The following is a 22,303-nucleotide window of genomic DNA, read 5'->3' on the forward strand; positions in this document are numbered from 1 at the left end:
AAATGAGTAAGGTTTTAATGATACTTGACCAAATTCAAGCAGGAGCTGGAGGAAAGGAAAAATCAGATTTACCACCAGCAGGAAAATCACTTCCATTAGGACCAGGAGTTATGATGGAGCCATTTTTAAATGACTTAAAAATAGTAGCAACACTTTATTGTGGTGATGAATATTTTATAAATAATTCTGAAGAAGTAAGCAATAAAATGTGTGCTATGGTTAAAAAATTAAATCCAGATGTAGTAATATGTGGACCAAGTTTTAACTTTGAGAATTTTTCTAAAATGAGTTGTGTTTTAGCTAAGAAAATAAAAGAAGAAACTAATATAGAAGCATTTGCTGCAATGTCTGAGGAAAATAGTGAATTAATTAATGAATACAAAAATAATTTATATATAGTAAAAACACCTAAAAAAGGTGGAATAGGTCTTAATGATAGCTTAAAAAATATATGTAAATTAGCGAAATCACTATCAAACAAAGAAGATGTAAGTGATTTAACTAAAGAAATTTGTTATTAAAATCATAAAGCCCTGAATAATTCAGGGCTTTAAAGTTAAATGGAGGAAAATATTATGTGGGCAATGATAGCTACATGGAGAATGGCCATAGAAGGATTAACAAAAGCATGTAATGAGCTTGAAAAAGGTATGGATGCAGGAGATGCAGTAGAATTAGCAGTAAGAGAAGTAGAAGATTATCCATTTTATAAATCAGTTGGATATGGTGGACTTCCAAATGAAAACTGTGAAGTAGAATTAGATGCAGCATATATGGATGGAGATACTCTTAGTATAGGTGCAGTAGCAGGAATAAAAGATTTTGCAAATCCAGTAAGTATAGCAAGAAAGTTAAGTGATGACAAAGTAAATAACTTCCTAGTTGGACTAGGAGCTGAAGAATATGCTCATAAAAATGGATTTGAAAGAAAAAATATGTTAACAGATAGAGCAAAATTACATTATAAAAAAAGAAAAAAAGAAACATTAGATAAAGGTCTTAGCCCTTATGCAGGACATGATACAGTAGGTATGATATCTTTAGATGAAAATGGAAAAATGTGTGCGGCAACATCAACAAGTGGACTATTTATGAAAAAAAGAGGAAGAATAGGGGATTCTGCTCTTTCAGGGTCAGGCTTTTATGTAGATAGTGAAGTAGGAGGAGCAACTGCAACAGGACTTGGCGAAGACTTAATGAAAGGATGTATATCATATGAGATTGTAAGGCTTATGAAGGAAGGTAAGCATCCACAAGAAGCTTGCGATATAGCGGTTAGTCAACTTGATGCAGAACTTAAAAGAAGAAGAGGAAAAGCTGGAGATTTATCTTTAGTAGCATTAAATAATAAAGGAGAATGGGGAGTAGCAACTAATATTGAAGGTTTTTCATTCTCAGTAGCAACAAAAGATGAAGCTCCAACTGTTTACGTATCAAAAGTTGTTAATGGAAAAACTATACATGAAGTTGCATCACAAGAATGGTTAGATGCATATGCAAAAAGAATAAAAGCACCAATTGATATAGATTAATAAAGAGGTGTATTTTTATGGATATCTTAAATAATAAGGTTGATGATCTTAAAGATTTATTAATAGATGATATTTTAGATATAGTAAAAATACCTAGCGTTAAAGGGGAAGCTACAAATAGCTTTCCATTTGGTGAAAATGTAGCTAAAGCTTTAAATAAGGCATTAGAAATATCTGAAAAGCTAGGATTTAAAACTAAAAATTTGGATAATTACATAGGATATGCCGACTATGGAGAAGGTGAAGATTATATATGCATAATTGGACATATAGATGTAGTTAAAGAAGGAAGTGGATGGACATATCCACCATATAGTGGTCATATAGAAAATGGAAATATATATGCAAGAGGAGTGTTAGATAATAAAGGACCAATAATAAGTGCATTATATGGACTTTATGCAATAAAAGAGTTAGGCATTAAATTAGATAAAAAAGTTAGAGTAATATTTGGAACTGATGAAGAAAGTGGATTTGGTGATATACCATATTATTTAGAAAATGAAAAAGAACCTATAATGGGATTTACTCCTGACTGTAAGTATCCAGTTGTTTATGGTGAAAAAGGTATGGCAAGGTTTAAAGTTACAACTACTAATAATATAGATGAAGATACTTTTGTTAGTTTATTAGATAATTTATCTAGCAATATAATGATTACCTATAAAGAACTATCTAGATTTGGTGATGATCTGGTATTAGACTTTAAAGTAAAATATGACTTTAGTTATACTTTAGAAGATGTAATAGATGAAATTAAAAAAAGTATATCAAATGATATTAATATAGAAACTGTATTAAACTTTAACCCTGTTTATTTTGATAAAGAAAGTAAGTTAGTAAAATCTTTACAAGTTGCATATGAAAGGGTTACTAATTTAGATGGTACACCAGTAACAACAAATGGTGGAACTTATGCTAAAGTTATGCCTAATATAGTTCCTTTTGGACCATCATTTCCAGGGCAAAAAGGAATTGCACATAATGAAAATGAATATATGAGTATAGATGATATTATACTAAACACAAAAATATTTGCAAATGCTATATATGAATTAGCTAGGGAGGAATAAATGTTAGAGATTATAGGAATGAGCGTAGAAGATGCAAAGGCAATTGAATATTGTGGAGCTAATAGGATAGAACTTGTAAGTGCACTTACAGAAGGTGGACTTACACCAAGTTTTTCAATGATAGAAAAAGTTGTAAACAGTGTAGATATACCTGTTAATGTAATGATTAGAAATCATGCAAAAAGCTTTAGATATAGTGAGTATGACTTAGAAGTAATGCAAAAAGATATAGAAATAATAAAATCTTTAGGAGCTAATGGAGTAGTACTTGGTTTATTAGATGATAATAAAAAAATAGATAAAGTTGGATTAGAAAAGCTTTTAGATGTTGTATCTGATATAGATGTAACTTTTCATAAAGCAATAGACGAGACTAATGTATTAGAAAGTGTTAATGTACTTAATAGGTATGATAAGATAACGAATATACTAACTGCAGGTGGAATCAATAATATTTCAGATAACACTAATAATATTAAAGCTATGATAGAAAACTCAAAGGCGAATATATTATTAGGTGGAGGATTAAATTTTGATAATGTAAAAAGAATTAAAGAATTAACACAGGCAACAGATTTTCATTTTGGAACAGCTGTTAGAATTGATAAAAGTCCATTTGGAGAAATTGATACAAATAAATTAAGTCAATTAGTAAAGCTTTTAGAAGTATAGTTTTACACTTTTAAAAGCCTTATTGATTTATATTCTAACGAAGATATTAAATATATTATAAATAAAGTTATAAGTGTATAGTTCATAGTAAATAATAAAAAGCGTATCATAAATAAGTGATACGCTTTTATATTATATAATCCCTTACAAATCCATAAAACTCGTAATTATTAAAAACAGGAATAGAAGAATCAAACTTTATATAAATAGGAGTGTTTAAAAGTTCAGGATATTTACTTAATAACATCCTATCACCATAAATTATAGCTTGTAACGCTGAATCTATATGGGATTTAAATATATTGTATCTATATAAAGCATCAGCATAACTTAAGTTGCCAACATAAGCATAGAAAAATAAAATATAAGAAGTATCAGATTCTTTCCATGCACCCAAAATTTCATCTCTTAAATCATAATTTATAGCATTATAATCATATTCATTAGCTATTGTTAAAAACATCATACCAGTAGTATCAGAATGTGTAAGAGTATATTTTCTATCTTTAATAGGACCATATAAATTTATAGGCTCTATAAAATTTGTTTCTAGTTTATCGGGACTAAACCTCATACTATCACCAACTTAATATTTTGATTTGTATATAATATTAAGTTGAATATATATGTGATACATTAAAATTTAAAATAAATCTAATAACATAGTCCACAAGGCACATAACCTTTAGACTTAGCTTCCTTTTCAGTCATCTTAACAGCACCTTTCATATTATGTGCATCTTTAGTAGAATGGTACTTGTTTGAACTAGAAGAACCACCATTAGCATAAACTATATTACTTGATGAACTAGAGCTATTAGAAGAAGTATTCTTATTAGAATTATAAGCATCTACATCATATCCTCTATCAGTTACATATCCATCAACAGACCATATATTTAATTTATTTGACTTTGCATAGTCCTGAGCCTTATAAAACTCATCTAAATGTCTTTTTTGAGAATAGATATATCCAACTCTAGCATACCCTTGAGATATTAATGTTTCATTAAACATTTGCCAGTTAGAATTATCATTAGAGTAGTACCATAAATAACCTAAATGTCTATCATATTTATCAGTTTTATCACCTTCATCATATTCAATATAAACTGTATCTCCAGCTTTTAAAGTATTTTTTGCAAAGTTTGATGCTTCTATTGAGTATGGTTGAGGGTCTACACCTTTTTTAACTGATTCTGGAGTGTCTACTAATAAAAGTCTTAAAGTTACAACTTCTTTAGTTTTATCTAATTTAAGTTTCATTGTATCTCCATCTACAACTCTTTCAACAGTTGCTTTAACAGAGCCTTTAGGAACTTCTTTACTAGAACTAGAGTCTTGATATGAACTATTAGATTCAACACTTACTTGACTATTACTAGATGTTGAGTCCTTAATTTGTGTTTGATTTGTAATTGTATTTTGGTCACCGTTAGAACATCCAGTAAATAATATAGATATTGCTAATGCCGATGACAGAAATATTGATTTTAATTTATTAAATTTCATAAGATTTCCCCCTATATTATAAGTTTATTACAAAATATTATTATAATATATTTATTATGAAATACCAATAAATATGGTGAAAAATGTAATTTATTGACGAGGATATTTTGTTTAAGTTAAGGTTAAAATTGTTATATAATGAGTATCTAGATAATTTTAATACAACGTATTATTTCATAAAATTTTAATTGATGTTATAATTGATATAAATTTATATGGGAATAAAAATGGGGGGCTTTAGGTTATGGTATCAATTTCAACAGAACTTTTCTTTCAAATATTTAATACACTTATATTAATGTTAGTACCTGTAATTTTAATATTTATTGCTATTAAAATATTTACAAAAATAAGTAAATCAACGAATAATAAAATTTCTGAATTAGAAAAAAGGATTGATGATTTAGAGAATAAATAGTTTTCAAATTTAATATATTACGAACAAAATAGATAAATAGGGGGTATTAGCCCCTATTTATCTATTTTATCCTTATAATATTTTTAGATAATTCATTAATACTATCAGATAAAGTCTGTAACTTACCCTCAATCCTCACAAGTAAATACATACTAAGAGCAATAGGAAAGCCTACAGAAGCTATCAAAGTTTGTAACTCTGAATTCATCTTAAAACACATCCCTTCAATATTTTTAATTAACAAAAAAGCTATGCCAAAAATTTAGACATAGCTTTTGTAAAGTAAACTTTTTATAATTCTAAATCATAAGGTGTAGTATCAGTAACAACAACCTTAGCCTCAACTATTGATGCTATATCAGCTCCATTAGGGGCAAAGATATTTTTAGATACGACTAAATCCATAGCTGATTTTATCTCAGACTCAGTAATATCCTCTCTTGGGTCATCAACTGATAAAGAAACCTTCTTATCATCAGTAGTTTTAAAAGTCATAACAAGTCTTTTATTTATTTCCATATTTATTCCTCCTTAAATATAATAATTTGAAAAAAGTAAATTTTTTAAGCTAAAGTAGTGTTATCTATCTTAGCTATTTCAATTGTAGAGTATTCTTGAAGCTCCATTAAAGCCTCTGCAACCTCATACACATTTTGTGCTGATGCATCAGGTTTAACTGATGAAAATGTCTTACTTTTAACCTTTGTTTTACCATCTACCATACCTAAATCCAGCTTTATTCTTAGACTTGATGGATTTTGCATTTCATTAACTACCATATAGCCACCTCCAATTATTTTAAAAGATTAATATCTTCTTGATATTAAGTATAGAAACTATTGTGTTTGTTATATATTAAAATCTTTGAAGAAAATATTTTATAAAATATTAGCAAATGATAGCAGAGTAGAGGAGATACTTGACGATATATCTTTTATATATTTTTCAGAAGCTAAATTTGATTCAACACTAGGGTTAGATATAAAGTCTATCTCTATTAGTAATGCTGGCATTTTAGTTTTTCTAAGTACTGAAAACTTTTTTGACACTTTTACACCTCTGTTTAAAGTATTTATAGCCTTTGAAAGATTAGTACATATGTTTTTAGATAATGTATACACCTTACTTTTTTCATCATAAACCCATACCTCACAACCCTTTGCTAATTTGTTAGTTGCTGCATTCATATGTATACTTACAAAGTAGTCACATTTGTTTTCATTTGCCTTTTTACTTCTATAATCTAGGGAGTAGTATTTATCATCTTGTCGAGTTGTTATTACTTGTTGATTATGTTTTTCTAAGTTTTCTTTTATAATCATTCCTATTTTTAAAACTACATCACTTTCTTTTGTATTATAAGCTCCAACTGCTCCAGAGTCTTTTCCTCCATGTCCAAAGTCTAAGAACCATTTCATATTTATACCTCCTTGTATTATTTTAGTAATAGTTTAATATGGTGTTATTTAAGATAAATATTAAACTATTTGAAGAATTTAGTAGGAGGCTTTGTACTTATTAGAGAATGTATATAGTATGTGTTTTAAAAAATATAAGATTATATAGGAGGATATTATGTTAAATAATTTAACTATAAATGATTTACCAGATGGAGTTGTTGATGTTGTTGAGGTTATAGGTATGGATGCTTTTAAGAGTTTGGTTAAGTTTGCTGGAGGAAGTAATTTATATATACCTAATGAATCAAGTCTTGTTAAAGGGGCTAGAAACAGGATGATTAGGGAGAGTTTTGATGGTGATTATAAAAAGGTTTCTAGAAAGTTTGGAATTAGCACAGCTCAAGTTAGAAATATCATTAACTATAATCATAAATATTAATAAAAAATATATATAATTGAATCAAAGACGATTATAGACAATAATAGAATGAAGTTGAAATGGAAACTAGACTAAAAGTTTTATATTATTTTAGTCTAGTTTTTCCAATATGGACTACTTAGTTATTATAAATATTTAATATAATGATTCAATTTACATTCCAATATGGTTTATATAATAAAACATATCAGATAAATTTAGTAAAGTCAAATAGTAATACTTCTATAATATATAAAATCCATGAATTATTATTTTAAAATATGTAGATATATATAATATATGTGTGCTACCATTACAGTATAAAATACAAGAAGGAGGTATATATGAGATTTTATTTAACGTTTGAATTAGAAAAAAGTTCATTGCCAAAAGATTATAGAAGAATAATATTAAGCTATATAAAAAAGTCACTAACTGAAATTTTAGATGGTAGATATTACTCTCAATACTTTAAAGATAATATACAAAAAGATTTTTGCTTTTCATTAAAGTTACCAAAAGCTAAATTTACAAAAGATGAAATAATATTAGAAGATAATAGTATAAAAGTATTATTTACAAGTGATGACAGACAAAAAACAGGACTTCTTTTGCAACAGGCATTCATGAAACAGAAAAATAAAAAATTTTTAATAACAAATCAAAATTCAATCACCTTAAAACAAATTCATCAACAAAGAGAACAAAAAATAACAAGCTCAAAAGTAATATTCAAAACATATGGACTTTGTATCAGAGATCATAATAAAGAAACAAACAAAGATAATCATTATGTATATAGTGATGAAAAGTTTAATGAACAATTAAAAGTAGTTCTGAAAAATCAAATATCTCAAACAGGGTTTAGCAAAGATATAGTAGATAGTATTAAGTTTTCGCCTATAAATTGTAAAAAGGTTTTAGTAAAGCATTACGATACATATGTAGATACAACAGTAGGATCATTTTTATTAGAAGGAAATCCATTATTACTTCAGTATTTATATGATGTAGGCATGGGAAGTCGAAATACAATGTTTGGTTATTTAGATTTATTAACACAGGATTTGTAAAAGGAGGCATTTAAATGAAAACTATTTTAGAAAATAATACAGATTTTAATGTTAAATTAGAGCCTTCTGACTGGAGATTTTCTGCTGCTATAGTAGGTATTTTAGAATATTTTGAATATATAGATACATTAGAAACTTCTTATAAAGTAGAAGATGAGTATATATTGTACAATAGTGAATTAATAACAAAAGAAAACTATTTAAAATTTGTAGAAAAAAAATATGGTGAAAATCTTCATCATAAGTATGTAGAACTTAACTTAGAACATTATAATCAAGATAATAATGAAAATGATAATACATATATTATAAAGTCAATAAATGAAAAACTATCTGGAAATACAATAATGAAAAAAATATTTAAGAAAATTAAATTTGATGGAACTAATAGAGATGAAATATTGTCTTTAGTTAATAAACATAGAGAAGAACTAATTCTTGAAACTTTTAGGAATAAGTCAGATATGTATAAAAATTACTGTAATACTAACCAATTATTTAATGAAAATCAGAAGTATTGTAGATTAGTAGGTTATTATATTGATGCACCTAAAAAAGGAAAATCAACAGGGTTTGGATTTAATATGAGTAGCTTTGTTGGACAAGACATACAAGAGTTTGACTTTATACCATTTGCATTTATAAATGATAGAGAATCTTTATTTATAAATGATAATTATGAAATAAATAGGTTAACTAGTGCAAAACAAGTTTTTCAAGAAAAAATAAAAGCTGACATTGAAAATTTAGAACTAGAAAATAAGTATAGAGGAATAAAATACTCGTTATTTAAAGGTATTATAGAATCATCTGATTTTATAGAATATGATGTAGAAGTTATAGTTAAGGACAGGGATAAAGATTATTTTGAAACATTATATATAAGAAAACAAAGTATAGACATATTAAAAAAAATAAATGAGAGAAAGATTGACTATAATTCATTATGTTTTTCTTATAAGATAAATGACAACTATTATATTGATATTTATAAAAAAGTAATGGAGTGTATATTAAATAATACGCTTTTAGATGACGTTATAGACTTATTATTAAAAGAAAAGAAAAACTACTATACAGTTTATCAATTAATAAATATAAATGATTTAATTAGAGGTGAAAAAATAATGGATGATAAGATTAGAAAAATAATTCATGCTTGTGCAAATGAAGTAAGAAATAAGATTCCAGAAAATAAATTAGAAAGCTACAGACAAAAACTTACTAGCTCAATAATATTTAAAGATTATGATAGAGTTTGCCAAATTTTATTACAATTATCAGGTTATTCAGACGTTTACTTTAGTTTTGCAGATGAACTATTTATGGATTTTGAAAAAAATAAAGACATTGCATATACATTTATAAATGCACTAGGTAAAAGTAATAAAATCAATGAAAATACTAATAAACAAAATTAATGAATAAATAGGGAGATAAGATTATGAAAAAGAAAGCTTTAACATTAACAGTAGTTGCAAATATGACTTCAAACTATTCTGAAGGATTAGGAAATATAGCAAGTGTACAAAAAGTATTTAGAAACAGAAAAGTATATACTATAAGAAGTAGAGAAAGTTTAAAAAATGCAATAATGGTTCAAAGTGGAATGTATGATGATTTACAAACTGAGATTATTGGAGATAGTAAGAAAAAAGTAAATCAAAAACAAGTAAGTCAAGAGTTAAATGCGTCAAATTGTAGAGCACTTGAAGGTGGATATATGAACACTAAAGGAACAACTAATATAAGAAAAAGTTCTTTCTACTTAACAGATGCAATATCTTGTGAGAGTTTTGTAAATGAAACAAGATTTCATAATAACCTATATTTAGCTACTAATCTAGCTAAGGCTAAGAATATAAACTTACAAGAAAAAGCGGGAGACGCTGGTCTTATGCCTTATCAATATGAATATGACAAGTCTTTAAAGGTATACAGCATAACAATAGATTTAGAAATGATAGGAAAAGATGAAAATTTTGAAAATGAAGCAAATTATAAAGAAGCTGATAATAAAGAAAAAGCAGATAGAGTAAATTCTATATTAGATGCAATAGAAAATTTAAGCCTTACAGTAAAAGGAAACTTAGATAATGCAGAGCCAGTATTTGTAGTAGGAGGATTATCTGATAGAAAAACACATTATTTTGAAAATGTAGTAAAAGTAGAAGAAGATAGATTAGTGGTATCTAAAGATTTAATAGAAAAAGTAGCGAAAGGATATAATGTAGGTTTATTAAGAGGGCAAACTTTTATAAACGAAGGTGAAATAGAAGAAAAATTAAATCCTATGAGTGTAATGAGCTTTTTTGATAAATTAAGAGAAGATGTAAATGCTTACTTTGAAATATAGAAGGTAGGTGAATACATGAAGGCTCTAAGAATTGTATTACATCAAGATAGTGCAAATTATAAAAAAGAAGAAACACTAGATAACAAAATGACTTATCCTCTGCCTCCAATATCTACTATAATAGGAGCTTTACATAGTGCTTGTAATTATAAAGAATATCACCCAATGGATATAAGTATTCAAGGTAAATTTGAGTCTATGCACAAAGAACCTTACACTGATTATTGTTTTTTAAATTCTACTATGGATGATAGAGGTATATTAGTTAAGATGAAAAATGAAGATTTTTTATCAAAAGCTTTTGATAAGGTTGCAAAACCAACTAAATCTCAAGGAAGTAGTTTTAGAAATGGAAATACAATACAAGTATATAATAAAGAGTTATTAGATGAATATAGAAGTCTTAAGGATTTAGCGGATAAGATAAAAAATTATAAAAATACAGAATTAAAAGAAAAACTAGACACAATAAAAAAAGAAAAAAATTCACTAGCATTAAAGAAAAAACAATTAGATAAAAAAAGTGAAGAATTTAAAATAATATCACAAAATGAAAAAGCAATTAAAGATAATGAAAAAAAATTAAAAGATGAAATAAAAGAGTATGAACAAGAAAATTATATAAAACCAATTTCAAAGTATAGATCATTAACCACATCTATAAAGTATTATGAAATCTTAAATAATATAGATCTTGTTATACATGTAAGAAGTGATGAAAATACTTTAAATGATATATTAGAGAACATATATAACTTAAAATCTATTGGTAGAAGTGAAGATTTTGTAGATGTTAAAGAAGCTAAAATAGTTGAGTTATATGAAGGTGACTGTGATGTAGATAATAATTTATCTATGTATCTAAACTATGAAGATGTAAAAGATGGATATATTTCACCTAAATATAAAGATGGTAAGACTATTAATGGAACTAAATATTATATAAATAAAAATTATGAAATAAAAGAAGGCAAAAGAGAATTTATTAAAAAGAAAGTTCTATACACATCTTATTGTGCAATAGAAGAAACTAGCGATAATATTTTTTTAGATAATACAGATGAAAAAAATTATATAGTAAACTTTATTTAAATAAAGCAGTAGGTTAATTACCTACTGCTTTAAAAGGAGTAAAATATGGTTAAAGATATATATTTTGATTTATTAGATGAATCAATAGTATCAAATATAAGAGAAAAAAAAGCAAAACCAAATAAGAGCATAATTGAACATACAAACGACTTATTAGATGTTTTAGAGATACTTTGGAATTTAGGATATATAAAAGAAGAAAGGATATATGAACTTATTCAAAAAGCTTGTATATACCATGATATAGGTAAAATAAATAAAGAATTTCAAAAAAGAGTAAAAAATAAAGGTATTAAATTTGATGAAAATAAAGAAGTTGCTCATAATGTATTGTCTTTATATTTCATAGATGAGAGCAAATTTAATAATAAAGAAGATTACCTTATTGTATCTAATGCAGTAGTTAATCATCATGACTATTGCGATATAGGACTAGCAATAAGAGAAAAATCAGATATAATAGAAAATTTATTAGAAGGGCTTGATCATAAAAAAGTTAAAAAAGTTATACCTGCGAAAATAGCTAGTATATCACAAGATATAGATGCAATAAAAATAAAAGGATACTTACATAAATGTGATTATAGTGCAAGTTCGGGATATACAGCAGAATATGAAAATAACTTTTTAGAAAAGTCATTAGAAAATGTACTTAACAAATGGAAACTAGATAATCAAGATGCAAGTTGGAATGAACTACAACAATATTGTATAGAAAATAAAAATGAAAATATTATAGCAATAGCTCAAACAGGTATGGGAAAAACAGAAGCAGGTCTACTTTGGATAAGCGATAATAAAGGATTTTTCATACTTCCAATAAGAACAGCTATAAATGCTATTTACGATAGAACTAAAAAATACATTTCTAGTTATGGTGGAAATTTAGAAGAACAATTAGGATTATTACATTCAAGCTCATTAGAATACTTATTATTACAAAGTGAGGATGACAAATATGATGATAAAGATGAATATATAGATAAAAAGGAAGACAAGGAAATAATAGAATATGAAAAAATAGCAAAGCAATTATCTCTTCCTATCAATGTATCCACTATAGACCAACTATTTGACTTTGTATATAAGTATCCAGCATATGAACTAAAATTAACCACATTATCATACTCGAAAATAGTAATAGATGAAATACAAATGTATGGTCCAGATTTACTAGCTTATTTAGTGTATGGATTAGAGCGTATAGTAGAACAAGGTGGAAAAGTGGCAATTTTAACAGCTACACTACCTCCATTTGTAAAAGAGTTACTAAGTAAAAGTATTAAGTTTAAAATAAAAGAAGATGGATTTACTGATAATTCTAAAAGGCATAATCTAAAGATTTTAGATAAAAGAATAGACTCTAACGATATATGTAACAAATATAGGGAAAATGAAAAGTTAAATAAAAGTAATAAAATATTAGTGGTATGCAATAGTATTACGCAAGCTCAAAATTTATATGAAGAAATAAGTAATATTTTAGGAAATGAAAATTTACACATACTACATAGTAAATTTATAAAGTGTGAAAGATTATCAAAAGAATCTGAAATTATAGAATTTGGAAAAACATATAAAGATAATAAAATTCATGAACTAGACAAGCAAAGTGGAATATGGATATCTACATCTATAGTAGAAGCAAGTTTAGACATAGATTTTGATTATTTATTTACAGAATTACAAGACTTAAATTCACTATTTCAAAGACTAGGTCGTTGTAATAGAAAAGGAAAAAAAGATAGTAGTGAAAATAATTGCTATATATATACTCAAATAGATGAAAGAAGTTTTATAAATGGAGATAGGGGATACATAGATAAAGATATATTTGAATTATCTAAAGAAGCTATAAGTTTATGGGAAGGGCAAATCTCAGAAAAAGAAAAAATAGAATTAATAAATAAATATCTTACTATGGATAAAATAAAAAATAGTAACTATATAACACAATATAAACATACATATAACTTCATAAAAAATCTAACTCCAGATACATTTAAATCAGATGAAGTTAAGTTAAGAAATATACTATCTAAAGATATAATACCAAGTCCAATTTATCATGAATATAATGGTGACATTAAAGAATTAGAGTTAAAGCTAAAAGATAAGTCTTTAAACTCACCAGAAAATAAAGGAGAAAAAATAAAATTACAAAATAAGTTAAAAAAATACACAGTCTCTGTTCATCCTAATCATATAACAAATTACTATAGAGCATTAAAAAATGGATTAGCTACAAGATATGATAATGTAAGAGTAAGTGACTATGAGTATATACCCGTTATAGAATGTGAATATACTGAACTTGGCTACAGACAAAAGAAGTTTGTAAATCAAGACAATATTAATACAAATATTAGCAATATAGATGATTTTATATTTTAAATAAGTATAAGCATTATGATAAAGAGGTGTATTAGATGAAAAAAGAAATAACAGGTGTAATGGTATATTACTATGCAGTCTGTAAAAGAAAGTTATGGTATTTTTATAACGAAATACAGATGGAACAAGGGAATGAAAATGTTGAAATAGGAAAAGTATTAGACGAAGAAACTTATAAAAGGGATAAAAAGCATATAAATATAGACAACATTATAAATATAGATTTCATACGTTCTAAAGGTATACTACATGAAGTTAAAAAAAGTAATAAAATTGAAGAAGCAAGTATACTACAAGTAAAATATTATCTATATTTTTTACATAAAAAAGGTGTTACAAATATAAAAGGAAAAATAGACTATCCATTATTAAAACAAAGTGTAGATATAGAGCTGAATGAAGAAGACATAGTTAATATAGAACAAATATTAAATAATATAAATGAAATAGTATATAAAACTATTCCGCCTAAATTGGAGAAAAAGCGTATTTGTAAATCTTGTGCATATTATGATTTATGTTTTATTTAAACTAATACAAGAGAGGAAACTTATGAAGAGAAGTTATTATATTTATAACAATGGAATGCTAAAAAGACAAGATAACTCAATAGCATTTGTAGATGAAAATGGAGAAAAAAGATATATACCAATAGAAACTGTAAATGAAATATATGTAATGTCTGAAATGGATTTTAATACAAATCTAATAAATTATTTATCTCAATATGGAGTAGTAATACATTTTTTTAATTATTATAGCTTTTACACAGGAACATTTCAACCGAGAGAAAAGCTAGTATCAGGAAATCTATTAGTTAACCAAGTTAATCATTATACTGACAATGAAAAAAGGCTCGATATAGCTAAAAGATTCATAGATGGAGCTAGTTTTAATATATATCGTAACTTAAGATATTATAATGGTAGAGGAAAAGATGTACAAATTTATATGGACAAAATAGAAGAACTAAGAAAACAAATACCTAAAAGCAAAAGTATACAAGAGTTAATGGGATATGAAGGAAATATAAGAAAAATATATTATGAGTCATGGAATATACTAATTGATCAAGATATAAATTTTGAGAAAAGAGTAAAAAATCCACCTGATAATATGATAAATACTTTAATATCATATGTAAACACTTTGGTTTATACTAAAGTATTAAGTGCGATATATAATACACAATTAAATCCAACTGTAAGCTATTTACATGAGCCTGGAAGTAGAAGATTTTCATTAAGCCTAGATATAGCAGAAATATTTAAACCTATAATAGGAGATAGATTAATATTTTCTTTATTAAATAAGAAACAAATAACAGAAAAAAGTTTTACGAAAGATCTTAATTATTTACATCTAACAAAAGAAGCATCAAGGACAATAGTAGCTGAATTAGATAAGAAGTTACAAACAACTATAAAGCATAAAGAGTTAAATAAAAATGTATCATATGAATACTTAATGAAGCTAGAGTGTTATAAGTTAATAAAGCATTTATTAGGCGAAAAAGAGTATGAACCATTTAAAATATGGTGGTAATAGGAGGAGTTCATTATGTATGTGATTTTAGTTTATGATATAAAAAGTGATGAAGGTGGACAAAAAGTATTAAGTAAAACTTTTAAAACGTGCAAAAAATATTTATCACATATTCAAAACTCAGTTTTTGAAGGTGAGTTATCAAATTCGCAAATTGTTAAGCTACAATATGAATTAAATGGTATAATAAGAAGAGATAGAGATTCAATAATTTTATTTAAGAGTAGAAATGAAAGATGGTTAGAAAAAGACATGTGGGGAGTACAAGAAGACAAGACGAGTAACTTTATTTAGTTGTCTACCTAATATAGTGTAAAAATTAGTATACATAGACAAAGATAGCTGATACAATAGATACAGGCAATAAATAATGTTTTTTTGTAGATAGAAAGAGATTATATAGCCTAAATGTTTTTAGGTAGACAAAATATATATCTGAATAGATTAGAAAATCAAATATTGATATCAAACGGATTAAAGTAGAACCATATTGGAATGTAAATTATTTTCTAAAGTAGTTTTAGCGTTACTTTCAATTAAATTAAAGTAGAACCATATTGGAATGTAAATTACATTACTGACGTAAAAATAATTGATATTAACTTCATTAAAGTAGAACCATATTGGAATGTAAATTAATATTTCTTAACATCTGACTAGGAAATTCCTGCTCATTAAAGTAGAACCATATTGGAATGTAAATTTAAATGATAAAATGAGTCCTTATCAAATAGTATCTATTAAAGTAGAACCATATTGGAATGTAAATTTAAATTTTGCTTATTTATACTTCCTTCTATAACTAATTAAAGTAGAACCATATTGGAATGTAAATCTTATAAAAAATAATGAGTTCGTTATTGTTGAAGGTATTAAAGTAGAACCATATTGGAATGTAAATAAAATTAAACAATGCAGGAGAAAATTTTTTAACTGAATTAAAGTAGAACCATATTGGAATGTAAATTAATTAAAACTTTCAATAAGTACAGGTACATTTATATATTAAAGTAGAACCATATTGGAATGTAAATTATGAGTTCAAGTTATACTATAAACTTAGATAATATAATTAAAGTAGAACCATATTGGAATGTAAATAGGGAACAAATCGAGGAAGAAGCATTTACTAAAACTATTAAAGTAGAACCATATTGGAATGTAAATATCTAATTCAAGTGCTATAGCTGCAATACCACGTTCAATTAAAGTAGAACCATATTGGAATGTAAATTGGACTGCTGATGGTATAACTTTTAATAGTAGATTAATTAAAGTAGAACCATATTGGAATGTAAATCTAGTACTAATTTTAGTACTCTATAAGTACTATAATATTAAAGTAGAACCATATTGGAATGTAAATTTTATCGTTATCTATTTCGTAACTATGACACATATTTATTAAAGTAGAACCATATTGGAATGTAAATTTATATGATTGGTTAAAAGGAACTTGGAAAATAGGTAAATTAAAGTAGAACCATATTGGAATGTAAATTCAGCAAATGCTTTTTTCTCTATATCATTTATTTCATTAAAGTAGAACCATATTGGAATGTAAATGAAGATTTTAATACTTTTAGAAAGTAGGTATGTAATTAAAGTAGAACCATATTGGANTTTCAATAAGTACAGGTACATTTATATATTAAAGTAGAACCATATTGGAATGTAAATTATGAGTTCAAGTTATACTATAAACTTAGATAATATAATTAAAGTAGAACCATATTGGAATGTAAATAGGGAACAAATCGAGGAAGAAGCATTTACTAAAACTATTAAAGTAGAACCATATTGGAATGTAAATATCTAATTCAAGTGCTATAGCTGCAATACCACGTTCAATTAAAGTAGAACCATATTGGAATGTAAATTGGACTGCTGATGGTATAACTTTTAATAGTAGATTAATTAAAGTAGAACCATATTGGAATGTAAATCTAGTACTAATTTTAGTACTCTATAAGTACTATAATATTAAAGTAGAACCATATTGGAATGTAAATTTTATCGTTATCTATTTCGTAACTATGACACATATTTATTAAAGTAGAACCATATTGGAATGTAAATTTATATGATTGGTTAAAAGGAACTTGGAAAATAGGTAAATTAAAGTAGAACCATATTGGAATGTAAATTCAGCAAATGCTTTTTTCTCTATATCATTTATTTCATTAAAGTAGAACCATATTGGAATGTAAATGAAGATTTTAATACTTTTAGAAAGTAGGTATGTAATTAAAGTAGAACCATATTGGAATGTAAATTCTTCTAATATAACTTCACCATATACAGAAGCTATTTCATTAAAGTAGAACCATATTGGAATGTAAATCCTGTAAATCACTATTCTATATTAAATTCTTTTTTAATTAAAGTAGAACCATATTGGAATGTAAATCTATTTATAATGAATGCTTTATCTAATCAATATTATAATTAAAGTAGAACCATATTGGAATGTAAATCCAACTGACATAAATGCACGCATTAATTGCTCTATAATTAAAGTAGAACCATATTGGAATGTAAATAGTTATACCTTTGCCTAAACCTTCGCCTATCTTAGATTAAAGTAGAACCATATTGGAATGTAAATAAGTATTGGGTAGATAATAAATCAGCTTGGGAGAAATATTAAAGTAGAACCATATTGGAATGTAAATGCAGGTGTTGATACAGATATGAAACCTGGATGCTAATTAAAGTAGAACCATATTGGAATGTAAATTTAGTTAATGAAAGTTATTTAAAATTAATTAAAAATATTAAAGTAGAACCATATTGGAATGTAAATGAATGTGAAAATATGGAACTTACAGCAATAGTACAATTAAAGTAGAACCATATTGGAATGTAAATGTCATCAAATGTGAAAGGACATTCAGTCTGACCTAATTAAAGTAGAACCATATTGGAATGTAAATTCTTCTAATATAACTTCACCATATACAGAAGCTATTTCATTAAAGTAGAACCATATTGGAATGTAAATCCTGTAAATCACTATTCTATATTAAATTCTTTTTTAATTAAAGTAGAACCATATTGGAATGTAAATCTATTTATAATGAATGCTTTATCTAATCAATATTATAATTAAAGTAGAACCATATTGGAATGTAAATCCAACTGACATAAATGCACGCATTAATTGCTCTATAATTAAAGTAGAACCATATTGGAATGTAAATAGTTATACCTTTGCCTAAACCTTCGCCTATCTTAGATTAAAGTAGAACCATATTGGAATGTAAATAAGTATTGGGTAGATAATAAATCAGCTTGGGAGAAATATTAAAGTAGAACCATATTGGAATGTAAATGCAGGTGTTGATACAGATATGAAACCTGGATGCTAATTAAAGTAGAACCATATTGGAATGTAAATTTAGTTAATGAAAGTTATTTAAAATTAATTAAAAATATTAAAGTAGAACCATATTGGAATGTAAATGAATGTGAAAATATGGAACTTACAGCAATAGTACAATTAAAGTAGAACCATATTGGAATGTAAATGTCATCAAATGTGAAAGGACATTCAGTCTGACCTAATTAAAGTAGAACCATATTGGAATGTAAATCTTTTTATCTTCTGTAAACTTTAATCGCTTGGAATAATTAAAGTAGAACCATATTGGAATGTAAATTTTTAGTAATAGGGCTTACAAATGTCTTAAAAATTAATTAAAGTAGAATCATATTGGAATGTAAATATCATTGTGCCAATTATACCTATTCCAACAGGTAGTAATTAAAGTATGTCCATATTGGAACAAAATATTGCTATAAGCAATTATATCTTTATACATAAGTCTATAAATTATAATATATTAAATATAAAGAAGCATAATTACATATAAAAATTTGATAATAATAAATCTATATAGTTATTTAAAAGACCATAGGTAGCAAATCGCTACCTATGGTCTAAACTTATCACTTATTACTATTTTTAATCATATAATTTATATTTGTCATAACACCAATACGTTTATTAGACTTTACAACAGCACGAGCACCACCAACAATCTTATTATCTTGAATTATAGGAGTACCACTCATACCTTGAACTATACCACCACGGTGTTTTAACAAATCTTTATCAACAATCTTTATCTGAGAAACATATTTTCCAACTTGAGCTATCTCAATCTCATGCATTTTTAATTCATTAGTTACAGGAGATTTACAATATAAATAAGCAGTACCTACCTTTGGAGTACCTATTTCTAAAGCTAAATTAGGATTATATGTGTAATTTTCAAATTTTCCACATATACCACCATCTCCAGTACCAGTAAATTTACCTATCTTATCACCATCTGCACTTGTAACTAAATAACCAGTATTAAATAGTGTATTTTTCTTTGCTTGAATATAAGATGTTTTATAAATAGCATTATCTAAAAAATCAAAAGGCATTTGTTCATCTTTTAAATTGTGAGATAACCCTATAAAATTACCATTAGAATCAATTGCTGTTACAGTTCCTAGATAAAATGAATAATAACCAAATTCAAAATCTCTAAGATCATCAGATGTTATATCCATTGATTTAACTTTTCCATTTCTATAACAAGTAGCTTTTAAAGGTAAATTTTCAACCTTCATAGTTTTTTCTATATTTTTACGATTAGGAATAATTTCCTCATTGTTTAATTTTATAGACAATAATATATCTGATTCTTTTAAGGTTTTATTACGATTTAGCTTACTTGTTACTATAGGATATTTTAGCTTTACACCTAATTCAACAACTTCACCAGAGGGCATAAGTTTTGTACTTTTAGATACTGGCTTTTCATCACAAAATACAAAAGATGAACCTAGTAAAATCATTATTAATGTGGTTGAAAGAACTTTCTTTAAAATGCTAAGTTTTCTGTCATTCATTCAATCAACTCCTTTTTTAGCATTATAATTTATTTATAGTTTTGCTTAAAGTTACATAAAATATATTGGGATATAATGACTTTTACAAAATACCAATTTAATATTTAAAAAACAAATATATTATCTTTCTAAGTAGTCAGATAAGAATATATTAGCATTGTGTTGAAATTCATTACTGCTTTCAACTAGTAAATATTGACTTATATTAAAATCATTGACATTAATATTATAAGTAAAAATATACTTTTCTAATATATTTACAAATGCAACTCGATTTGATTCAGTAGGTATTCTTATATATGTTTTTAATCTTTCTAAATCACAACTGCTAATTTCAATTTTATTTTCTTTAAATTTTTTTGATAAATCAATAAAAAAGTCTTTTTGTATATCAACATATTTATGTAATAGTCGCATCATTTTTATTACCTCCAAATTATTAAACTTAAATTTAAAATAATTGTCCTAGAAAGAGTATTTACCAAATTTATAAAAATAAATCGAACTATAAATATATATGTGATTATTAAACTTATAATACTAATAAGCTAAAATAATATATAAAAGTAATTTGAAATATATGGTAAAATGTAATAAGAATATATTTTAAAAATATAAAGGGAGAAATATTTTATGGTTGAAAAATTTATGTTATTAATTAATGGAGTAAAAATACCATCAATAGGATTTGGTACATATAAATCAGGGGATGATGAAGAAACAGCTAAAATAATAAAAAATGCTTTAAACTTAGGATATAAAATGATAGATACTGCTTCATTTTATAACAATGAAGTAGGTATAGGTAATGGTATAAAAGAAAGTGGTATAGATAGAAAAGATATATTTATAGTAACTAAACTTTGGAATGATGATCATGGTTATGATAATACTATCGAGGCTTTTAATAAATCATTAAATAACCTACAAGTAGATTACATAGATTTATATTTAATACATTGGCCAAATAAATTAAATGCTGAAACTTGGAGAGCATTTGAACATTTATATGAGACAGGAAAGGTAAAAGCTATAGGAGTATGTAACTTTAAAGTTGAGCATTTAGAAGAATTAAAGAAAACTGCAAAAATAATGCCAATGGTAAATCAAGTAGAGATTCATCCTTTTAGTACTAAAAATAATATTATTAACTACTGCAAAGATAATAATATTAAAGTAGTTGCATGGAGCCCTATAAGTAGAGGAAGAGTACTATCTAATGACTTAATGATTGATTTATCACAAAAATATAAAAAATCAATAGTACAAATAGTACTAAGATGGCATATGCAAAAAGGAGTTATACCTATACCAAAGTCATCAAATGAAAATAGAATAAAAGAGAATATAGACATATTTGATTTTGAAATTTCTAGTGAAGATATGAAAGCAATAGATTCATTAGATGAAGGGTATGATATGTCAGTAACAACACCACCATTAAATACTATATATGAAGAAGTAAGATAAACCGTAATACTTTAAAATCTATGATTTTAATATTAATACCAATTATAATATTTGTGAAAAAGAATAAATTAATAAACAACAAAATTTCTGAATTAGAAAAGAGAATCAATGACTTAGAAAATAAATAATTTGCAATTTTAATAGACTACGAAATAAAAAAACCAATGGATATACTTAAATATATCGGGACTGTAGGTAGTTTTGTGTAAATACAAACTTACCTACAGTCTTTTTTGAATGTAAAATTGGTAAGTTTGGAATAATATTCATATTAAACTTTTGGAGGTAAAGAAATGAAAGATCAAAGAGAAATAATTATTCCAGATTTAGACTACCAAGCTGAAGTAAGAAAATGTAAAACCATGGAAGATGTAGTTGGTAAAAATGGATTAATGCAAAAGCTGTTCAAAGATATTATCCAACAATTGCTAGAAGCAGAA

General features: G+C 25.7%; 23 protein-coding genes, 1 pseudogene and 1 CRISPR repeat array. Of the genes and pseudogenes, 16 read left to right on the forward strand and 8 right to left on the reverse strand.

What is annotated here, in order from left to right; genetic code table 11:
- Window positions 1–2: 2 nt before the first annotated feature.
- The 4 genes from BN7997_RS08230 to BN7997_RS08245 are packed head-to-tail and all read left to right on the forward strand — an operon-like array spanning window position 3 to window position 3,277.
- On the forward strand, window positions 3–521 hold the full coding sequence (locus BN7997_RS08230; protein WP_071120332.1) for a GrdB-related putative oxidoreductase: 519 nt from the start codon (window positions 3–5) through the stop codon (window positions 519–521).
- A gap of 54 nt (window positions 522–575) precedes the next feature.
- Window positions 576–1,532, forward strand: coding sequence for a glycosylasparaginase (locus BN7997_RS08235; RefSeq protein ID WP_071120333.1), 957 nt, complete (start codon window positions 576–578; stop codon window positions 1,530–1,532).
- A 17-nt stretch (window positions 1,533–1,549) separates the two neighbouring features.
- The gene (locus tag BN7997_RS08240; RefSeq protein ID WP_071120334.1) at window positions 1,550–2,605 is read left to right on the forward strand and encodes a Sapep family Mn(2+)-dependent dipeptidase; all 1,056 of its coding nucleotides are present in this window, start codon (window positions 1,550–1,552) and stop codon (window positions 2,603–2,605) included.
- On the forward strand, window positions 2,606–3,277 hold the full coding sequence (locus BN7997_RS08245) for a copper homeostasis protein CutC (RefSeq protein WP_071120335.1): 672 nt from the start codon (window positions 2,606–2,608) through the stop codon (window positions 3,275–3,277).
- Window positions 3,278–3,404: 127 nt separating this feature from the next.
- On the opposite strand, the gene BN7997_RS08250 is transcribed toward BN7997_RS08245, so the two are convergent.
- Together BN7997_RS08250 and BN7997_RS08255 are read right to left on the reverse strand one after the other, a co-directional pair.
- The gene (locus BN7997_RS08250; RefSeq protein ID WP_071120336.1) at window positions 3,405–3,851 is read right to left on the reverse strand and encodes a staygreen family protein; all 447 of its coding nucleotides are present in this window, start codon (window positions 3,849–3,851) and stop codon (window positions 3,405–3,407) included.
- A gap of 80 nt (window positions 3,852–3,931) precedes the next feature.
- Entirely contained in the window at window positions 3,932–4,789 is an 858-nt protein-coding gene (locus BN7997_RS08255; protein WP_071120337.1) for a thermonuclease family protein, read from the reverse strand.
- 244 nt (window positions 4,790–5,033) lie between these two features.
- Here BN7997_RS08255 and BN7997_RS15575 point away from each other — a divergent pair, with 244 nt between their 5' ends.
- Window positions 5,034–5,207: a hypothetical protein gene (locus tag BN7997_RS15575; protein WP_154665241.1), complete on the forward strand. Its 174-nt coding sequence runs from the start codon at window positions 5,034–5,036 to the stop codon at window positions 5,205–5,207.
- A gap of 61 nt (window positions 5,208–5,268) precedes the next feature.
- On the opposite strand, the gene BN7997_RS08260 is transcribed toward BN7997_RS15575, so the two are convergent.
- The 4 genes from BN7997_RS08260 to BN7997_RS08275 all read right to left on the reverse strand — a co-directional run bounded on the left by BN7997_RS08260 (window position 5,269) and on the right by BN7997_RS08275 (window position 6,625).
- A complete protein-coding gene (locus BN7997_RS08260; RefSeq protein WP_071120338.1) occupies window positions 5,269–5,415 on the reverse strand; it encodes a YvrJ family protein in 147 nt (48 codons plus the stop codon).
- An 83-nt stretch (window positions 5,416–5,498) separates the two neighbouring features.
- Window positions 5,499–5,726: a DUF2922 domain-containing protein gene (locus BN7997_RS08265; RefSeq protein ID WP_071120339.1), complete on the reverse strand. Its 228-nt coding sequence runs from the start codon at window positions 5,724–5,726 to the stop codon at window positions 5,499–5,501.
- Between the two features lie 44 nt (window positions 5,727–5,770).
- Window positions 5,771–5,986: a DUF1659 domain-containing protein gene (locus BN7997_RS08270; RefSeq protein WP_071120340.1), complete on the reverse strand. Its 216-nt coding sequence runs from the start codon at window positions 5,984–5,986 to the stop codon at window positions 5,771–5,773.
- Window positions 5,987–6,085: 99 nt separating this feature from the next.
- Window positions 6,086–6,625: an N-acetylmuramoyl-L-alanine amidase family protein gene (locus tag BN7997_RS08275; RefSeq protein WP_071120341.1), complete on the reverse strand. Its 540-nt coding sequence runs from the start codon at window positions 6,623–6,625 to the stop codon at window positions 6,086–6,088.
- A gap of 157 nt (window positions 6,626–6,782) precedes the next feature.
- Between BN7997_RS08275 and BN7997_RS08280 the strand changes: the two genes are divergently transcribed.
- The 9 genes from BN7997_RS08280 to cas2 all read left to right on the forward strand — a co-directional run bounded on the left by BN7997_RS08280 (window position 6,783) and on the right by cas2 (window position 15,779).
- Entirely contained in the window at window positions 6,783–7,046 is a 264-nt protein-coding gene (locus BN7997_RS08280; protein WP_071120342.1) for a Mor transcription activator family protein, read from the forward strand.
- Between the two features lie 323 nt (window positions 7,047–7,369).
- A complete protein-coding gene (cas6, locus tag BN7997_RS08285; RefSeq protein ID WP_071120343.1) occupies window positions 7,370–8,098 on the forward strand; it encodes a CRISPR-associated endoribonuclease Cas6 in 729 nt (242 codons plus the stop codon).
- 14 nt (window positions 8,099–8,112) lie between these two features.
- Window positions 8,113–9,519 (forward strand): type I CRISPR-associated protein Cas8a1/Csx8, encoded by a 1,407-nt coding sequence (gene cas8a1 / locus BN7997_RS08290; RefSeq protein ID WP_071120344.1) that lies wholly within the window; start codon window positions 8,113–8,115, stop codon window positions 9,517–9,519.
- A gap of 23 nt (window positions 9,520–9,542) precedes the next feature.
- The gene (gene cas7i / locus BN7997_RS08295; RefSeq protein WP_071120345.1) at window positions 9,543–10,454 is read left to right on the forward strand and encodes a type I-B CRISPR-associated protein Cas7/Cst2/DevR; all 912 of its coding nucleotides are present in this window, start codon (window positions 9,543–9,545) and stop codon (window positions 10,452–10,454) included.
- A 15-nt stretch (window positions 10,455–10,469) separates the two neighbouring features.
- Window positions 10,470–11,546 (forward strand): CRISPR-associated protein Cas5, encoded by a 1,077-nt coding sequence (cas5, locus tag BN7997_RS08300; RefSeq protein WP_071120346.1) that lies wholly within the window; start codon window positions 10,470–10,472, stop codon window positions 11,544–11,546.
- 45 nt (window positions 11,547–11,591) lie between these two features.
- Window positions 11,592–13,940, forward strand: a complete 2,349-nt coding sequence (locus tag BN7997_RS08305) for a CRISPR-associated helicase/endonuclease Cas3 (protein ID WP_071120347.1) — start codon at window positions 11,592–11,594, stop codon at window positions 13,938–13,940.
- 35 nt (window positions 13,941–13,975) lie between these two features.
- Entirely contained in the window at window positions 13,976–14,470 is a 495-nt protein-coding gene (gene cas4, locus BN7997_RS08310) for a CRISPR-associated protein Cas4 (RefSeq protein WP_071120348.1), read from the forward strand.
- A 22-nt stretch (window positions 14,471–14,492) separates the two neighbouring features.
- The gene (cas1b, locus tag BN7997_RS08315) at window positions 14,493–15,485 is read left to right on the forward strand and encodes a type I-B CRISPR-associated endonuclease Cas1b (RefSeq protein ID WP_071121395.1); all 993 of its coding nucleotides are present in this window, start codon (window positions 14,493–14,495) and stop codon (window positions 15,483–15,485) included.
- Window positions 15,486–15,500: 15 nt separating this feature from the next.
- Entirely contained in the window at window positions 15,501–15,779 is a 279-nt protein-coding gene (gene cas2 / locus BN7997_RS08320) for a CRISPR-associated endonuclease Cas2 (protein ID WP_071120349.1), read from the forward strand.
- Between the two features lie 179 nt (window positions 15,780–15,958).
- Window positions 15,959–19,213: a CRISPR direct-repeat array (repeat unit 30 nt; unit sequence ATTAAAGTAGAACCATATTGGAATGTAAAT).
- Between the two features lie 223 nt (window positions 19,214–19,436).
- Here the strand turns inward: cas2 and BN7997_RS08325 are convergent.
- The gene (locus BN7997_RS08325) at window positions 19,437–20,393 is read right to left on the reverse strand and encodes a SpoIVB peptidase S55 domain-containing protein (protein ID WP_071120350.1); all 957 of its coding nucleotides are present in this window, start codon (window positions 20,391–20,393) and stop codon (window positions 19,437–19,439) included.
- Between the two features lie 120 nt (window positions 20,394–20,513).
- Window positions 20,514–20,813 carry a hypothetical protein gene (locus BN7997_RS08330; RefSeq protein WP_071120351.1) on the reverse strand — a complete coding sequence of 100 codons (300 nt, stop codon included), beginning with the start codon at window positions 20,811–20,813 and terminating at the stop codon, window positions 20,514–20,516.
- Between the two features lie 213 nt (window positions 20,814–21,026).
- Here BN7997_RS08330 and BN7997_RS08335 point away from each other — a divergent pair, with 213 nt between their 5' ends.
- Together BN7997_RS08335 and BN7997_RS16005 are read left to right on the forward strand one after the other, a co-directional pair.
- The gene (locus tag BN7997_RS08335) at window positions 21,027–21,863 is read left to right on the forward strand and encodes an aldo/keto reductase (protein WP_071120352.1); all 837 of its coding nucleotides are present in this window, start codon (window positions 21,027–21,029) and stop codon (window positions 21,861–21,863) included.
- Window positions 21,864–22,156: 293 nt separating this feature from the next.
- Window positions 22,157–22,303: pseudogene (locus tag BN7997_RS16005) on the forward strand (IS256 family transposase); the annotation flags it as partial.

Origin of the sequence: Romboutsia timonensis (assembly GCF_900106845.1) — a bacterium.
Taxonomy (GTDB): domain Bacteria; phylum Bacillota; class Clostridia; order Peptostreptococcales; family Peptostreptococcaceae; genus Romboutsia; species Romboutsia timonensis.